The 15965-nt window shown below is 60.3% G+C and carries 8 protein-coding genes; 4 read left to right on the top strand and 4 right to left on the bottom strand.

The genetic code is table 11. From position 1 onward, the window contains the following. Positions 1-238 precede the first annotated feature (238 nt). Positions 239-901, top strand: coding sequence for a HEAT repeat domain-containing protein (locus tag AC5FXY_RS12510; protein WP_493557020.1), 663 nt, complete (start codon positions 239-241; stop codon positions 899-901). Between the two features lie 72 nt (positions 902-973). On the opposite strand, the gene AC5FXY_RS12515 is transcribed toward AC5FXY_RS12510, so the two are convergent. From AC5FXY_RS12515 to AC5FXY_RS12530, 4 genes are all read right to left on the bottom strand, one after another. Beyond that, on the bottom strand, positions 974-2512 hold the full coding sequence (locus AC5FXY_RS12515; protein WP_493557021.1) for a SulP family inorganic anion transporter: 1539 nt from the start codon (positions 2510-2512) through the stop codon (positions 974-976). A gap of 194 nt (positions 2513-2706) precedes the next feature. Then, positions 2707-4605: a WG repeat-containing protein gene (locus AC5FXY_RS12520; protein WP_493557022.1), complete on the bottom strand. Its 1899-nt coding sequence runs from the start codon at positions 4603-4605 to the stop codon at positions 2707-2709. Positions 4606-4868: 263 nt separating this feature from the next. After that, a complete protein-coding gene (locus tag AC5FXY_RS12525) occupies positions 4869-5342 on the bottom strand; it encodes a DUF6799 domain-containing protein (RefSeq protein ID WP_493557023.1) in 474 nt (157 codons plus the stop codon). Positions 5343-5670: 328 nt separating this feature from the next. Beyond that, positions 5671-8199, bottom strand: a complete 2529-nt coding sequence (locus tag AC5FXY_RS12530; protein ID WP_493557024.1) for a TonB-dependent receptor — start codon at positions 8197-8199, stop codon at positions 5671-5673. A 292-nt stretch (positions 8200-8491) separates the two neighbouring features. Here AC5FXY_RS12530 and AC5FXY_RS12535 point away from each other — a divergent pair, with 292 nt between their 5' ends. The 3 genes from AC5FXY_RS12535 to AC5FXY_RS12545 all read left to right on the top strand — a co-directional run bounded on the left by AC5FXY_RS12535 (position 8492) and on the right by AC5FXY_RS12545 (position 15906). Continuing rightward, positions 8492-9400, top strand: coding sequence for a LysR family transcriptional regulator (locus tag AC5FXY_RS12535; protein ID WP_493557025.1), 909 nt, complete (start codon positions 8492-8494; stop codon positions 9398-9400). Between the two features lie 516 nt (positions 9401-9916). Next, a complete protein-coding gene (locus AC5FXY_RS12540) occupies positions 9917-13924 on the top strand; it encodes a discoidin domain-containing protein (protein ID WP_493557026.1) in 4008 nt (1335 codons plus the stop codon). 89 nt (positions 13925-14013) lie between these two features. Beyond that, positions 14014-15906: a cellulase family glycosylhydrolase gene (locus tag AC5FXY_RS12545; RefSeq protein ID WP_493557027.1), complete on the top strand. Its 1893-nt coding sequence runs from the start codon at positions 14014-14016 to the stop codon at positions 15904-15906. Positions 15907-15965 lie beyond the last annotated feature (59 nt).

Genomic DNA, 15965 nt, shown 5'->3' on the forward strand with positions numbered 1-15965 from the left:
TGCAGCCTCCACAGCGCCATTGATGTAGAGGCAGCGGATAGAAAACGACCACCAGAGCTGTAGCGCAGCGGCATGCCACTGGTACCGTTCGAGCGTTGGCACGCTGGCAAATGGGGCGGGGTAGCGGAGCTGATGCCGTGCCGTCGTGTCGCAGCCCGGTGGTTAGCTTCTTGTCTACTACCATAATGCCGCCCTGCGGCGGGGCCGTAATTTGGTGCCTGCGGTCAAGCGTTTACTTATGAACTACGACAAAGCATTGGAATTTCTGCAGAGCCCAGACGCAGAAAACCGTATCCTAGATGTGCGCCATCTGGCTGAACACAAGGTACAACCAGCGTTGTTTAAGCACCTTTTGCCCTGCATGACTGACTCAGATGAACGGGTGAGGTTCTGGGCTCTAACGGCATTGGTCTGGAAATATAATGTTGAGCTACAGGCTAATGCTGAACAGCTAATTCCTACGCTCATAGACCGTCTGCTTGATAATTGCCTCCCAGTAGTAGACCGGGCCATGTGGGCCTTGAATATTATTGGGGAAACCTCGTTGTCGCATCTGCTAGCAGCGCTTCAAGCAGAAAATAACCTGCTGCGAATCATGTCAGCGCATGCTTTGCGGCAGAACCACCGCGTGCGAACTGCAGCTGATCAGGTAGTCGGCGCCTTGTTGCGGCTGCTAGATGATACTGATGAGGAAGTGCGGTTCACTGCTATGGTTGTGCTGATGGACATGAGCCCACTGCGAAGTGGCAACGGGCTTAATCTTCAGAATATCGACTATGAGCCGGTTTATAATCAGCTTCGCCCCGTCGTTGACGCTTTTTGCTTACATGAGGCAGAGGATAAACGTGATTGGGGGCACCAGTACAAAGAGTTGCTGAACGCACATCAGCATGGTCAGTAAAGAGAAACCCCTGCCCATGGTGGAAGCCACAGGCAGGGGTTTCGATGAAAAGCGCTGGAGTTACGTTGTGCGCTACAGCTTATCCGTAGCCACGTGGTAGGTCGGGTCTTCGATAATGTTCACGTCGATGAGCTCCTGAGCGTTGCGCAGCAGCAACCGGCAATCGGGGCTGAGGTGCTTGAGGTGCAGCTTCTTGCCGGCGCGCTGGTAGCGCTCAGTCACTTTGTTTAGGGCCTCGATAGCTGACATATCAGCCACGCGGCTGTCCTTGAAATCGATGACAACCTCCTGTGGATCGGCCTGCACATCAAACTTCTCATTGAAGGCTGTGACGGAGCCGAAGAACAGCGGGCCGTACAGCTCGTAGTGCTTCACGCCAGCTTCGTCGGTGTACTTGCGGGCCCGGATGCGAAGCGAGTTTTCCCAGGCAAATACCAACGCCGAGATAATCACACCGATGAGCACGGCTAGGGCCAGATTGTGCAGCAGCACCGTCACCAGCGTTACCAGCACGATTACGATGACATCGGACACGGGCATTTTGCCAATGGTCTTAAACGAAGCCCATTCAAAGGTGCCCACCGATACCATGATCATCACGCCGGTAAGGGCGGCCATGGGCAGGCGCTCAATCACATCGGCACCGAACATGACAAACACCAGCAGCATCACCGATGCTACAATGCCCGAAAGGCGGGCCCGGGCTCCAGAACCGATGTTGATCAGACTCTGGCCGATCATGGCGCAGCCGCCCATGCCGAAGAAGAAGCCCGAGGTGACGTTGGCCACGCCCTGCGCCACGCATTCCTTGTTGCTTTGCCCGCGCGTCTGGGTTATTTCATCGATAAGGTTTAGGGTGAGTAGGCTCTCGATCAGCCCAACGGCGGCCATGATGGCGGCATAGGGGAAGATGATGCCCAAGGTTCCGAGCGTAAAGGGCACTGCCGGAATGTGAAATGGCGGGAAGCCGCCGCGTACCGAGGCAATATCACCGACGGTTCTCGTCGGAATGCCCAGGCCGATGGCCAGCGCCGATACCACCAGAATAGCCGTGAGCGAAGCCGGAACAGCCTTCGTAACGCGCGGCAGCAGCACAATGATAGCAATAGTGAGGCCCACGAGGCCCAGCATTGTGAGCAGGGGAGTGCCGGTAAGCCAGTGCGTAGCGCCCGTAGCATCTACCGTCTGAAACTGCCCGAGCTGCGCCATAAAAATGACAATGGCCAAGCCGTTGACGAAACCGAACATTACCGGGTGCGGAACCAGCCGGATAAACTTGCCGAGGCGCAGCAGACCGACAGTAATCTGAATCAGCCCGGCCAGCACCACGGCGGCGAAGATGTACTCCACGCCGTGGCTTTGGGACAGGGCCAGAAGCACCACTGCCACAGCACCGGTAGCGCCGGAAATCATGCCGGGACGGCCACCCAGAATGGAAGTGACAAAGCCCATGACAAAGGCGGCGTACAAGCCTACCAGCGGCGATACCCCCGCAATGATGGCAAAGGCAATGGCTTCGGGAATCAGGGCCAAGGCTACCGTTAGGCCCGAAAGGATTTCGTTTTTGTAGTTTACTTTATACTGCGTGAAGTAGTGCAGGACTTGTTGCATGAAAAGCGGGGCTGAGTGGGCAAAACAAAACCAGCCGACCTCGTAGCGAAGTCGGCACGCGAGGCGTGTCAATGCCTGAACTCAGGGTGGAGTAAGCGCTATGAATAGAACCAACTGGCGCATAAGCGGCCGCAAAGGTACCGTTTTATAGGGCCACCGTCAAGGTGAAGGCCAGCCCACGGGCTGCCGGGAGGCTATTCCACCGGCTTACCGGAGGTGTTGATATAGAAGCGGCGACCATTTTGCATCACCTCGGCCTTGCCATCGACAAAGTCGCTGGCTGCTTGGTAGCGGCCGAAAGGCTCGGTGCCTTCGCTAGGGTCCTGGAGGTAGTCTTTGCTGATAAAGGTGAAGCCATCGGCTAGGCGCACCCGGGCCAGCCCGTCGCGGAAAGAGTAGGCTTCGCGGAAGATAACGGGAGCCTGCTTGGGCGCCTCGGGGCCGCTTATGTAATGCCAACCGCGGTGGTCGAGCACGGCAGCATAGCCCTCCGAGAAGTCCAGAGCGTTGAAATAATAGCTGTCGAATTCCTGCCCGTCTTCGTCCAGGAAGGTATAGGCCTCGCCCACGCGGACGCGGGCATACCCTTCTGCGTAGGGGTTCAAGGCGTCGTAGGCCATTGGTACCACCTCCTTTCCTTTGGCGTCGATCATGCCGTACACGCCATCCTGTTCCACCACGGCGCGCTTTTGCTGAAAGTCGCCTACCGATGAGTAACGGGCCTCGATGACGGGTTTGCCGCTCTCATCGGCGTAGCCCCAGCGGCCGTTTTCCTGGTAAGGCACCAGCTCGGTGGCGCCCAAACGGCCGATGCCCCAGATGCTCAGGCTCAGTAGCGCTATGCCCACTGCCTTAAGAATGGTTTTGCGCGATACGGGCAGCTGGCCTCCTTTCAGCAGCTCCTGGTAGCGAGCTAGCCGCGAAAGCAGGTCGGGCACCGGGCGACTAGCAGAAGCTATTGGCCCGGCAATGGCAGGCGTGGGTACCGTACGCGCCGCTTGGCTGGCGGCTGGCGGAGTGGGCGTTGGGGCCGTCGTGGCCTGCGTCTGCAGCTTTTCCAGCAAGGAGCCTAGCTGGTTGATTTTGGCGTCGAGTTCCCGATTGCGGGCCTCTGACTCGGCCCGGGAAGCGCGCATGGCTGCTTCCAGCGCGTCTTTTTCCTGGTTTTCAGCGGCGAGTTGCTCCCGCAGGGTCTGGGCTTCGGTGGTGACAGGGGCGGCTTGGGCCAGCTGGGCGCGTAGCTCGGCTATGCTCCGCTCGCGTTCGGCCTCCCGGGCTTCCAGTGACTGCAGTTGCTGGCGTAGCTCGGTCTGGGCTTCCAGGCGCAGGGCTTCCAGTCGCTGTTTTTCGGCGCTGCTGGCGGCTACGGCTGCGTCCGGCGAGCCATAGGAGCCGTACGGGGTATCGTCGCCAATGTCATCGGCCCCGAGCCAGCTCCACACACGGCCCAGCAAGCTTTTGGAGGCAGTCGGTTCCACGGGGTAAGCGGCCGTGGGCGCGGGAGCCGGTGCCTCTTTCAGGTCATGCGCCCATTGGATAAGGTCCTCATCGGAGAGGTCGATTTCGGGGCGGGCTAGCTGCCGCAGGCGACGGGGTAGCTGGGTGATACTGTTCAGGAGCTGAAAACTGCTGCCGGGCTGCTGGCTGAGCTGCTCTTCTACCTCCGGGCCGAAAGAAACCGGAGCCCTAAACACTACCACGCCCGTGATGAACTGTAGATTGACCTGTTCGGGAGCCAACTGGGGGCGCAACCAAGCGGTCAGGCCTTCTTTTTGGGTTCGAAACTGCTCAAAGGGGTTGTCGGCGGAAGCGGCAGAACCACGTAGAGGTTGCCCGTCTAGTTTCCAGCTGCCATAGCCCAGGGCCGGGATGTTGAGGCGGCCGCCACCCGGCATGAAAATCAGCAGCGTGATGCTGTGGGGGCGCACCACCACAGCATCCAAAGGTTCGCCGCCTTCTTCCACCGCAAAATTGCCCAGCAGCAGCGTGGCCGGAGCATCAGTATCGGCCTGCAAAGCGGCTTGCACTTGCTCAAATTGCTGCTGACGGGCGGCATCAGGAAAAGCATCAAAAAGAAAGCTGTGCAACATCATTGAGAATCGGCTGCCTGGGCGGGCTTGCTATGCGGGTTGCTCTGGTGTGGTTGCTGAATTACTTAATTTAAACCAGAGTGGTTGGGCTGCACTTTGGTGAAGAAGCGTTCGGGCAACGCTAGCAGTTTGGTTTGCTGCTGGATGAAATGGAATAGTAGGCTGCTAGCCAATGGCTGCCCATTATTTGTTAACGAGGGTACTAGGCGCACAAGGCTGTGGTAACGACAAAGGCCGCGACCGGTACAAAGGTGGGGTACTTCGGATCAGTCGTCCCAGCGTTTGCCTTTCTTACGCTTCTCTTTCCACTTTTTGCGCTGCTCGCGGCCTTGTTTGTCGTCATCGTCATGGTCTTCGTAGCCGCGGCCGTTGCCAAACATTTCGTCCAGGACAGAGCGAGCCTTGGCCGATGCATCCCGGCGCGAGGCGTTGCGGGACGAACTGAGCGCCAAGCCGCTGCCGGCTGGAACTACCGCCACTACGCGGCCGCGAAAGTCACAGCCCTGACCTTCGCGCAATTCAGTGCGCTTGCCGTCGGCACCCACAATAAAGCCGTCCTTGGTGACCACGGCGCCGGTAGGCAGGCGGGCATCGCGTGTCATGGGGCGCAGTTGCCCGTTGCGGAGCACATGCATCTGGCCGTTGCGGCGGTGAAAGCCGTCGTTGGAGAGACCGGACTGGGCTGCAGCCGGTAGAGCCAAGCTGGTCAGGAGCAGCAGGAGGGTAAAAAATTGGGGCATAATCAAAGTGCAATATCGACAGGGGCGGCGTCAGCAAATACAAAGCCAGCTGGCAAAGCGTAGGAGCCTCTGGTGCGGATAGGAACATGGCCGCAGTTTATAAATCGTATACGTGGCGGCTGGCCTGCCAACGACATGCTGGATACAACATGCTATAGTTCAATTTAATAAAAGTAATAACGCTGCTCCTTCGGGGCAGCGTACCATGTTTCACGGGCTACCGCCCGCTGCCTCAGAAGGTCGTCGGTACATAAAAAGGCCGGAAGCCAATGACCCAACATCGGCTTCCGGCATAATTACTAAGTAGTTGCTTTTCACCGACGGGCGTCTAGCCCTGTCCGCCGCTGCCTTCCTTTTGGTCGTCGTTGCGGATGCTCTTCTTGGGCCGGGCCGGGGCGTTGTCGAGTTTGCCGAAGCGGTAATTAAAGCTCACGCGCAGCTGGCGGTTGTAGAAGTAAGAGTTGTTGACGTAGTCGAAACGCTCCGTCGCGAGGTTGTTGCGGAACACCAAGATGCGGTTGAAGGGGTTGATAATCGACACCGTCACGCTGGCTTTCTTCTGCATCAACTCCTTTTTCACGGCTAGGTTATACGTGCGGTAGCCGGAAGAGCGGCCCTGCAGTTCGATGCGGCGCGAGTTGAAAAAGCCGTTGAATTGCGCGCTCCAGCCTTTGTCAAAAGTCCACTGCGAGTTCAGGTTCATGTTGAACATGCCCCCGCCGTTGGTCAGGCCCAGCGCCGAGCTGCTTACTTGCCGGTAGTAGAAATTCACGTTGCCGCTCAGGTTCCACTTAGGCGTAATCTTCGTCGAGCCGAAAGCGCTCAGGCCGTAGGTGGCGTTGCGGGCCAGGTTCTGGAAGGTGGTGAAAAGCACGCGCGTGGTGTCGCTGGTGTTGAGCAGCAGCTCGTTGGTGGGCACCAGCCGCGAAATGCTTTCGATGGCGTTGTTGGTTTGGCGCCAGTACGCCGAAAACGTCACGGAGCTTTTCTTGACGAAAGTGTTGTAGCCCAGCTCGTAAGCGTCGGTCAGTTCCGGGTCGATCTGCGGATTGCCGGATGACACGTTGCGCCGGTCGCTGAAGTTGATGTAAGGATTCAGAAAGTAAATGCTCGGGCGCTGCACGCGGCGCGTGTAGCTGAGCTTCAGCTTGTGGTCTTTGCTGACTTCCCAGGCCGCTTGCAGGTTGGGAGCAAGGTTGGTGAAGTCGGTTTTGAGGCTGATGCCTTCGGTCATGAAGTCACCGTTGATGCGGGTATGCTCCACGCGACTGCCGGCCTTGAAGGTCAGCTTCTTGCCCATGCTGAAGCCGTAGGAGGCGTAGCCGGCGTACACAAATTGGTCGTAGCGAAACTTGTTGGAGCGCTGCGGGTCCAGGCGGAAGGCGCCGCCCGTCCCGCTGCTGTCCGCCTCAATGACGTAGTCGCTATCCACGCGGCGCAGGATGCTTTTCAGGCCTAGCTCCAGCGTACTGGTGCTGTCCATTGGCTGCACAAAGTCGGTCTGGAGCGTCAGCTCCTGGTTGCGGTTGTCGTTGAAGCTGTTTTCCAGGTAATCCTGTAGCTCGGCCCGGCGCTGGGTAAGGCTGTATTCTGTGTTGCCCTGATTGATGGTGTACAAGGCCAATACGCTCAGCTCCTGCCGTGGCTTGGGCAGCGTGCGGGTGTAACCAAAGTTCAAATCCAGATTTTTCTCGCGTTGCTCGGTGATGATGTCGCGCCCGAAAATATCCTGAAACAGCAGCGGCTGGTCTGGGTCCAGGGTCCGGAAAGACTGGTACGCGGTACCCTGAAACCGGTCGTTGGTGTAGCCGAAGATATTGCCGCGGGCACTCAGGTTGAGGGCGTCCTTGGGCGTGAGGTCGTAGTCGAGCCCGAGCTGCGCGAAGGCACCGCCGCCGAGGTTGGTGAAGTCGCCGCGCTGGCTGAGCAAGCTGCGGGTAGAATCGGACGGGAACTCCCGGCGCTCCGAGCGGCTTTCGGCCACGTTGTAAAACAGGTTGGTGCCCGCGTTGGTATTCAGGCCCAGCTTGCCGCGCTTGCTGTTCACGGTGCTGCTGAGGAAGGCGCCGCGATTACCAGCCGCGCCGTTTACCGAGCCGTTGATGCCTTCCAAAGAGTTCTTTTTCAGGTTGATGTTCACCACGCCCGCCGTGCCTTCCGCATCGTATTTGGCCGAGGGCGAGGTAATCACCTCCACCGACTTGATCTGGTCGGCCGGAATCTGCCGCAGGGCATCGGCCAGATTGTTGGCCAGCATGGCCGAGGGCTTATTATTGATGAGCACCCGGATGTTGCCGGAGCCGCGCAGCTGCAGGTTGCCGTTCAGGTCCACGCTCAGCAGTGGCACTTTTTGTAGCACGTCGGAGGCGGTGCCGCCCGCATTGGTAATGTCCTTGTCAGCGTTGTACACGATGCGGTCGACCTTGTTTTCCACTAGCTCCCGCTCGCCCACCACCTGCACCTCCTTAAGCTGCTGCGCGGCCGGCGCAAGGGCGATGTTGCCCAGGTTCACCACCGCGTCGTTGCTAGCGAAAGTTACGTTTTCCACCACCTTGGCCTGAAAGCCCACGAAGCTGACGTTGAGCTTGTAAGTGCCCGCACCGATGTTGCCGAGAATAAACTGCCCTTTCTCGTCGCAGGCCCCGCCGTTAAGCACTTTGCCACTCGTATCGAGCAGGCCCACGTTGGCAAACTCCACGGGCTGACCGGTGGTGGCATTGACGATGGTGCCGGTAAGGCGGCCTGTGCCCTTGGCGGTGGCCGCCGTTGTTGCGTTCTGGGCAACAGCCGAGGTGCCGGCTGCGCCCACCAGCAACCACGAAACCAAGGCAGTGCGGAGGGTAGCAGTGTGTAGCATACGCGAAGTGGGCTTTTGTAGCGGAGGGAAGTGATTTTGCCCAAGGGACCTACCGCCGATCCTAGCCGTTGCATAGAAATACGAAAAATTTCGTATTTATTTTTCAGGCCTGCCCGGCGGCTCGTGACAGCGCTTGATTCAGACGAAAAGATGTGGGGGCGAGGCGGGCCGCTCGGCCTTTTTGGGCGCGTGGCGCCAGCACAGTCGCGGGAAACCGCTGATAGTTGCAATGCTAGCGCCTCGTAATCAATTCATCAAGTATCTTTTTCGCAACGATTGATATCGATAACATATGGACATCACGCGCCCCGAACTGGAATTGCGGTTGCTATGGTACTTCGTCACGGTAGCGCAGCACCTGCATTTCGGCCGCGCGGCCGAGCAACTGGGCATCGAGCAGCCGCCGCTGAGCCAGCAAATTCGCCGTTTGGAAAGCCTGCTCGGCTGCCGGCTGTTTGAGCGCACCAGCCGGCGGGTGCAGCTTACCGCCGCCGGGGCGGCGCTGCTGCCCGAGGCGCAACGGCTGTTGGCCCAAAGCCGGGCACTGTCGGAAACGGTGCGCACGGTGGGGCAGGGGCGCACGGGCCTGCTGACCGTAGGCTTTGCGGCCTCTACGCTCTTCACCACGGTGCGGCGCGTCATCCATACCTACCGCACACGCTACCCCAATGTGGAACTGCGGCTGCGCGAGCTGTCCACAGCGGCGCAGGTGGAAGAGCTGCGCACGGGTAGCATCAATCTGGGCTTTCTGCGCGAGCCGCCACATCTGCAGTGGCTGGCCACGGAAGAAGTAGTGCGCGAAGCTTTCGTGGCGGTGCTACCGGGCACGCACCCGCTCACCCAACGCCCCAGCATTGCCTTGCACGAGCTCAGCCAAGAGGCTTTCGTGCTGTTTCCGCCGCACGTGGCGCCGGCGCTGTACGGGCAAGTGCAACAGCTGTTTGCCGCGGCCGGCATGGCGCCGCGGGTAGTGCAGGAGGCCCTAGAGTGGACGACCATTGTGGCCCTGGTAGAAGCTGGAATGGGCGTTTCGGTGGTGCCTGCTTCGTTTGATATTCTGCGCTTGGGGGAGGTGGTGTACATGCCGCTCTCGGAACCCGTCGGGCACACGCGCATTGCGGCCTGCTACCAAACGGCCTCACTGACGCCGTTGGTACAAGGCTTCCTGGAGGTAGTACGTGAGCTAACCGCGAACCGGTAATGAGGCGAGTCGGGTGACTAAAGGTGGGGGTAAGCGCGAGATATGGTAGATGGACGGAATAGAGCTTGAAAAAACCGCGCCGCGCAGGTATTTTTTTATTGTTTGTTATCCGGCTGAGCCACCGATAAGGGTTACTTGCTTCTGTGCTGATGCACGGGAAATACTGCGAAAAAGCGTGTGGCTTAAGCGTACACACAGAGCACGAAAACTAGCTTTATGCTTCATTGGCGCCGTTTTTAGGTTTGCTTTTGCCTGACAACGCCCCTAGTTTTGGTCGACTTGGAAGTCCGGCCAGCCGCTGTTCTTATGCGGCTCTTGGCAGTTTCCCCACGCCTCCGGCAGGCCCCAAGCCATTCCCGCTCTTGCTGCTCTGCGTCGGCATCGTCGGCTCCTGAAGAGGGCCGTGGTTCTGGCGGCCTACCGGCTGTTTGCACCGCACCGGTAGTGGTTGCCTCCCTCACGAAGGAGGACAGCCGGCTTTTGCCTGCTCATTCCCCAACCACCACCAAAACCCTCATGAAAACACCCTTACTTCCCTGCTTGACTGGGCAATGGCTCCGAACGGGAGCCAAGCTAATGGCCATGGGTACGGGCCTGACCCTGCTAAGTCCTAATACCGCGCAGGCCCAGTGCAATCAGCTGGTCTGGCAAGACGAATTCAACACCCCCGGCGACCTAAGCAAGTGGCGCGTGTACGAGGGCGACGGCTGCGCCGAAAACCTCTGCAACTTCGGCAACGCCGAGCTGCAGGCCTACCGCGCCGCCAACGCCACCGTGAGCGGCGGCTACCTCACCATCGCCACCCGCTACGAGCCAACGACGGTGGGCGGGCGCAATTACAACTACACCTCGGCCAAGCTGATGAGCCGGACGCCCACCGGCGTGCTCCAAACCTTCAAGTACGGCCGCATAGAGGCCAGCATCAAGCTGCCCTCGGCGCAGGGCGTGTGGCCCGCCTTCTGGATGCTGCCCGACCCTGGCAACTGGCCCTCCACCGGCGAAATCGATATCATGGAGGCCAAGCACAAAAATCCGCGCTCGGTAGCCGGCACCATCCACTACGACGACAACGGCTGGCGCTTTACTGGCCGCGAATACAGTAGCACGCTGGATCTTTCCACCGGCTTTCATACCTACGCCGTGGAGTGGAGCCCGAACCAGATCAAGTGGTACATCGACAACACGCTCTTTCACACGGCTTCGCCCCAGACCACCTCGGGCGGCTCCTGGCCTTTCAATGACGGTAATTTCTACCTAATGCTGAATTCGGCCGTGGGCGGGCCCAACACCGGCTTTACCGGCATCGGACAGAACCCGAACCCGGCCGATTACCCCACCACCATGCAGGTGGATTTTGTGCGGGTGTACGGCGGCAAGTATAACTATGCCGTGCTCGGCGACGAGCAGGTATATCAAAACGACACCGGCAAAACCTACCGCATCGACGCGGTGAGCGGGGCCAGCTACACTTGGTCGGTGCCGGCCGGCGCGACCATCAGCAGCGGGCAAGGCACCAATGCCATTCAGGTAAACTGGGGCTCCTCGGCGGGCGGCACTGTGGCGGTGAGCGTAGCCGTGAGCGGCTGCCCCACTAACGTGTACGCGCTAAATGTGAGTACGCAGCCGGCGCTGCAGGTGGAGCGGGTATTTGAGGATTTCGAAGCCAACCGTTTCCTGACCTATGCCTCGGCCACCGGCGCACTTACCCAGGCCATTACCAATCCTTCGGCCAGCGGCGTCAACACTTCGGCCCGGGTGGGGCGCTACGTGCGCAACGCTGCCGAGCAATACGACGTGATTTCGCTGCGCAACCTCACCGTGAGCAACGCCAATGACTTCGTGGCCGGGCGCCGAAAACTGTACCTCGACGTGTATTCCACGGCGCCGGTGGGCAGCAAGGTGACGGTGCAGTTTGAGAACAGCGCGGTGACTACCAGCACCAATTTTCCCGCGGGCCGGCACAGTGCTTACCGCGCCTACACCACGCGCCAGAACGCCTGGGAAACCCTGGAATTTGACCTGGAACGCACCCTGGACGCGGGCACCAGCATCTACAGCATCAACAACGTCACGCTGCTGTTTCAGCCCGCTACCAACTCCGGTGCCACGTTTTACTTCGACAATGTGCTGGTGAAAAAGCAGGCCGATCAGCCCGTGGTAGCCACCGACATGCTGCTGAACTACGACGGGACGGCCCGCATCAGCCAGAACGCCACCAAAACCAACGGCACTTACACGGCCAACGTCGCCAATCCCTCGGCCACCGGCGTCAACACCTCGGCCCGCGTGGCTCGCTACGTGCGCAACTCGGCTGAGCAGTACGACGTGCTGTTCTTTGATGCGCCGCCCGCGGGCACCATCATCGAGGATGCGGCACTGTTCAAGAACCAAACCTGCCAGATTCAGGCCGACGTGTATACCGCCGCGCCGGTGGGCACGGCCGTGCTGCTGAACCTGCAAAACAAAGCTGCCGCGGCCGGCAACTACCCCGCCGGGCGCAACAGCACCTACGAGGCTCGCACCACCGCACAGAATCAGTGGCAGACGCTGACTTTCAACTACGTAAGCTCGCCCGACGCGGGCACGGCCAATGTGGCCATCGATGAGCTGGCCTTCCTGTTCGGCAACAACTCCCTGACCGGCGACACTTACTTCGTCGACAACATTCGCATCGTGAAGCGGGCAGCCGCCCCCACGTATACGGCCGGCACCACCTTCGAAGACTACGACGCGGTACGCAACCTGACTTTCCTGAGTGGCACCGGCTCTTACGCCGCGGCCGTCACCAACCCTGCCGCCACGGGCCTCAACACCTCGGCGCGAGTGGGGCGGTACACCCGCAATGCCACGGAACAATACGATGTGCTGAGCTTCCGCAATACCCTCACCAAGGACGGCGCGGCCTACAAGCGCGGCGACAAAGTGTTTGCCATGGACGTGTACACCTCGGCGCCGGTCGGTACGGTCGTTTCCTGGCAGCTGGAAAGCAGTGCTGCCTCCAGTCCGCAAAACTACCCCACCGGCCGCCACAGCATCTACCAAGGTGTGGTGAAGCAAACCAACACCTGGCACACGGTGGTCTTCAGCTTCGCCAGCGCCCCCGACCCCGGCACGCCCGACGCGGAAGTAGACAACACCGTGCTGCTTTTCGCGCCGAATTCGCTCACGGGGCACGTGTTTCACGTGGATAATCTGCGCAGCCTCAGCACGAACTCTACCGCTCCAAACTCGCCCCCAACGGTCAGCCTGACTTCGCCGGCCGGTGGCGCTTCGTTCACGGCGCCGGCCAGCATCACGGTAAGCGCCGCCGCCGCCGATGCCAACGGCTCGTTGACGCAGGTGCAGTTTTTTCACGGCACTACGCTTATCGGCACTGATGCGAGCAGTCCTTACAGCGTGAGCTGGACGGGCGTGGCAGCGGGCACTTATTCCATTACGGCCATAGCCACCGATAACGCTGGCGCTACCACTACCTCGGCCCCGGTCACGGTCACCGTCGGCAGCGCGCTGACCAGCACCAATCTGGCCCTGAATAAGCCTGTAACGGTATCCTCCACCGAAAACAGCGGTACACCCGGTCCGGCCGCCGTGGACGGCAACGCCACCAGCACCCGGTGGAGCAGTGCCTTCGCCGATCCGCAGTGGCTGCAAGTGGACTTAGGGGCCAGCTACAACGTCAACCGGGTGAAGCTGACCTGGGAGGCCGCCTATGGCCGCGACTTTCAGGTCCAGATATCGGCAAACGGCACCAGTTGGACCTCGCTTCGCACCGTGACTGGCAATACGGCCCTCATCAATGATTACACCGGGCTGAGCGGTACCGGGCGCTACGTGCGCATTTACGGCACGGCCCGCGGCACGGCTTACGGCTACTCCCTGTACGAGCTGGAAGTGTACGGCTCGGCCGCTGGCGGTGGCACCGGCAGCACCGCGTGCGGAGGCACCGTGGCCAGCGGCGACTACCGCTACGAGGTATCCACCACCAACGGCACCGTGAACTGGACCTTCGTGCCGCTGGCGCCTATTGCGGGCAGCACCATGGCCATCATTTACGTGCGGGCCGGGTCGGCCACGGGCTACGCCGGCTACCCCATGACGGTGGCGGGTAGCAACTTCACTTTCGCGCAGGCCCAGCCAGCCGGCACGGCGCTGTCGTTCTACTTCACTTACCGCGTAGGCACTACCACCTCCGAGCGCAACTCCAGCGCCACGCCACACAGCTATACCGCCGGTGCCACCTGCACGGGCGCCCGCTCGGCGCTCAGTAACAAAGCCGGGGCCGCCGAAACCGCCACGCTGGCCTTCCCCAACCCGGTAGGCGAGCAGTTGACAGTGGCCCTGCCCGACACCGAGGCTGCTTCCATCACCCTCACCGATGCGCTCGGGCGCGTGGTGCTGACCCAGGAAACCGCCGCGCACCAAAGCTCCGCTACGCTCCAGGTGCAGGCGCTACGCAAAGGCGTGTACCTGCTGACGCTTCGTAGCAAAGCCGGCATTCAGACGCAGAAAATCATCAAAGAGTAACCCAATTGAAGTGAGTGAATGCGACGGCAACAGGGCGGGGATTCTCCGCCCTGTTTCTCGCTTTTTACCCGCTGTTGCCCGCTTTTCTTATGAAGTTGCCCGTATCGTTGCCCGCCCGCCGCATGTCGGCTCTTATCTGGCTGAGTGCCTTGTTGCTGATGGCTGCGCTGGCCATGTTGGGAATGCCAGCCAGGGCCCAGCAGTTAAGCATGCTGCGGGCTAAGGGCACGCAGATTGTCGATGCGCAGGGCCAGGCAGTGGTGCTGCGCGGGGTGAATGTGGGTGGGTGGCTTTTGCAGGAAAGCTACATCCTCAAAACCGACACACTAGGTAGTCAGCGCCGCATTCAGCAGGGTTTGTTGCGAGTGATGCCGGAACGGGAGGTGGAAGATTTTTACCGCCAATTTCGGGCGGACTTCGTCACCAAGGCCGATATCGATTTCCTGGCCCAGCAGGGCTTTAACTGCGTGCGCCTCCCGTTTCACTATGATTTGTTTCTGACTCCGGAGCAGCGGCGCGCCCGTACCAAGGTGATTCAAAACCCTAAAAGTGAGGCCGCCCTCGACGCGTACGTTCAGTCGCTAAGCCGTTGGTACGATGCAAATCAGCTCTTCACCGATACCAAAAAGCTCGACGGCTTCCGCTACATCGACCAAGTGCTGAACTGGTGCGCCGCCAACAAGATGTACGTGGTGCTCGATCTGCACGCGGCACCCGGCGGGCAGGGCACCGATGAAAACATCAACGACAACTTTCGGCCTTTGGACCTGTGGAAGCGCCGCGACGCCCGCGGCCGCCTGATCTATCAGGACCTGACGGTACGCCTGTGGGAGCAGCTAGCCAAACGCTACAAAAACGACCCTCGCGTGGCCATGTACGACTTCATCAACGAGCCGCACAACGCCAACGCCGCCAACGGCCTCTCGGCCGACAACGCCGAGCTAAACGTGCTCTTTAGCCGCCTCATTGACGCGGTGCGTGCCCAGGGCGATGAGCACTTACTAATGATCGAAGGCAACGGCTACGGCAACGAGTACACCAACCTGACGCCCGATAAACTCCAAATCAAGGACAAGCGCAACCTCGTGTACAACGCTCACCGCTACTGGTGCCCCAACGAAGCGCAGGCCGCCGACCCCAATCCCAACCAAATCAACCTCGTGCATAACCTGGCGGCTTTCCGTGACCGGTGGCAGGTGCCGGTGTGGGTGGGGGAGACGGGCGAAAACTCCAACGAGTGGTTTGCGGCCGCCGTGCAGCAGCTCAACGCCCAGAACATCGGCTGGTGCCACTGGAACCTGAAGCGCGTGGACGCCGGCAGCAGCCTGCTCCGGGTGCAGCCCTACGGCAGCATCCTGACGACCGAAGGCCGCACGGCGCTGTTGCGCAATAGTAAGTTTAACAACTGCCTGATCAACAGGGACGCCCTGTTTGCCCTGACTCAGCCCGCCGATACCCGTCAGGCTTTTGCCGCGCACACGTTGCCCGGCACCATTTTCGCCGTCGATTACGACCTGGGTCGGGACGGCGTGGCCTATCACGATACCTACGCTGCCCGCACCGACTACCGCGAACTAAAGCCCCACAACGCCGGTGGTGCCTACCGCAACGACGGCGTGGATGTGCAGCCCATTCATGATGCCGGCTCCAATGGCTTCGCAGTTAGCCATACCGAGGCGGGGGAGTGGTTAAGCTACACCGTAACCGTGCCCAAGGCCGGCCATTATGCTGTGCATCTGCGCGCTACCAACGGCAGCTCCGCGCCGGCCCGACTCGCGCTGCAACTGAACCATGCCACCGTAGGCACCTTCACCGTAGCCCCGGCTGCATCGGAAGCTGCTGGCTGGCAGACGGTAAGCGGCGGTACCGTGGTGCTGCCTGCGGGCAGACACACGCTGCAGCTCTACGTGGAGCAGCCAGGCGCTGTGCTCCATTGGTTGCGGTTCGAAGAAAGCAAATCGGCTACGCTGGGTGGGCAATAACTGACCGATCGTACCCTCGGCCCAGATAGCCGCGGCACCGTGGCCACCGCGTAGTGAAC

Source organism: Hymenobacter sp. FMD4 (assembly GCF_058932745.1).

Coding starts and splice junctions, on each gene's coding strand:
- AC5FXY_RS12510 (WP_493557020.1), top strand. CDS start 239: ATGAACTACGACAAAGCATTGGAATTTCTGCAGAGCCCAGACGCAGAA.
- AC5FXY_RS12535 (WP_493557025.1), top strand. CDS start 8,492: ATGGACATCACGCGCCCCGAACTGGAATTGCGGTTGCTATGGTACTTC.
- AC5FXY_RS12540 (WP_493557026.1), top strand. CDS start 9,917: ATGAAAACACCCTTACTTCCCTGCTTGACTGGGCAATGGCTCCGAACG.
- AC5FXY_RS12530 (WP_493557024.1), bottom strand. CDS start 8,199: ATGCTACACACTGCTACCCTCCGCACTGCCTTGGTTTCGTGGTTGCTG.
- AC5FXY_RS12520 (WP_493557022.1), bottom strand. CDS start 4,605: ATGATGTTGCACAGCTTTCTTTTTGATGCTTTTCCTGATGCCGCCCGT.
- AC5FXY_RS12525 (WP_493557023.1), bottom strand. CDS start 5,342: ATGCCCCAATTTTTTACCCTCCTGCTGCTCCTGACCAGCTTGGCTCTA.
- AC5FXY_RS12545 (WP_493557027.1), top strand. CDS start 14,014: ATGAAGTTGCCCGTATCGTTGCCCGCCCGCCGCATGTCGGCTCTTATC.
- AC5FXY_RS12515 (WP_493557021.1), bottom strand. CDS start 2,512: ATGCAACAAGTCCTGCACTACTTCACGCAGTATAAAGTAAACTACAAA.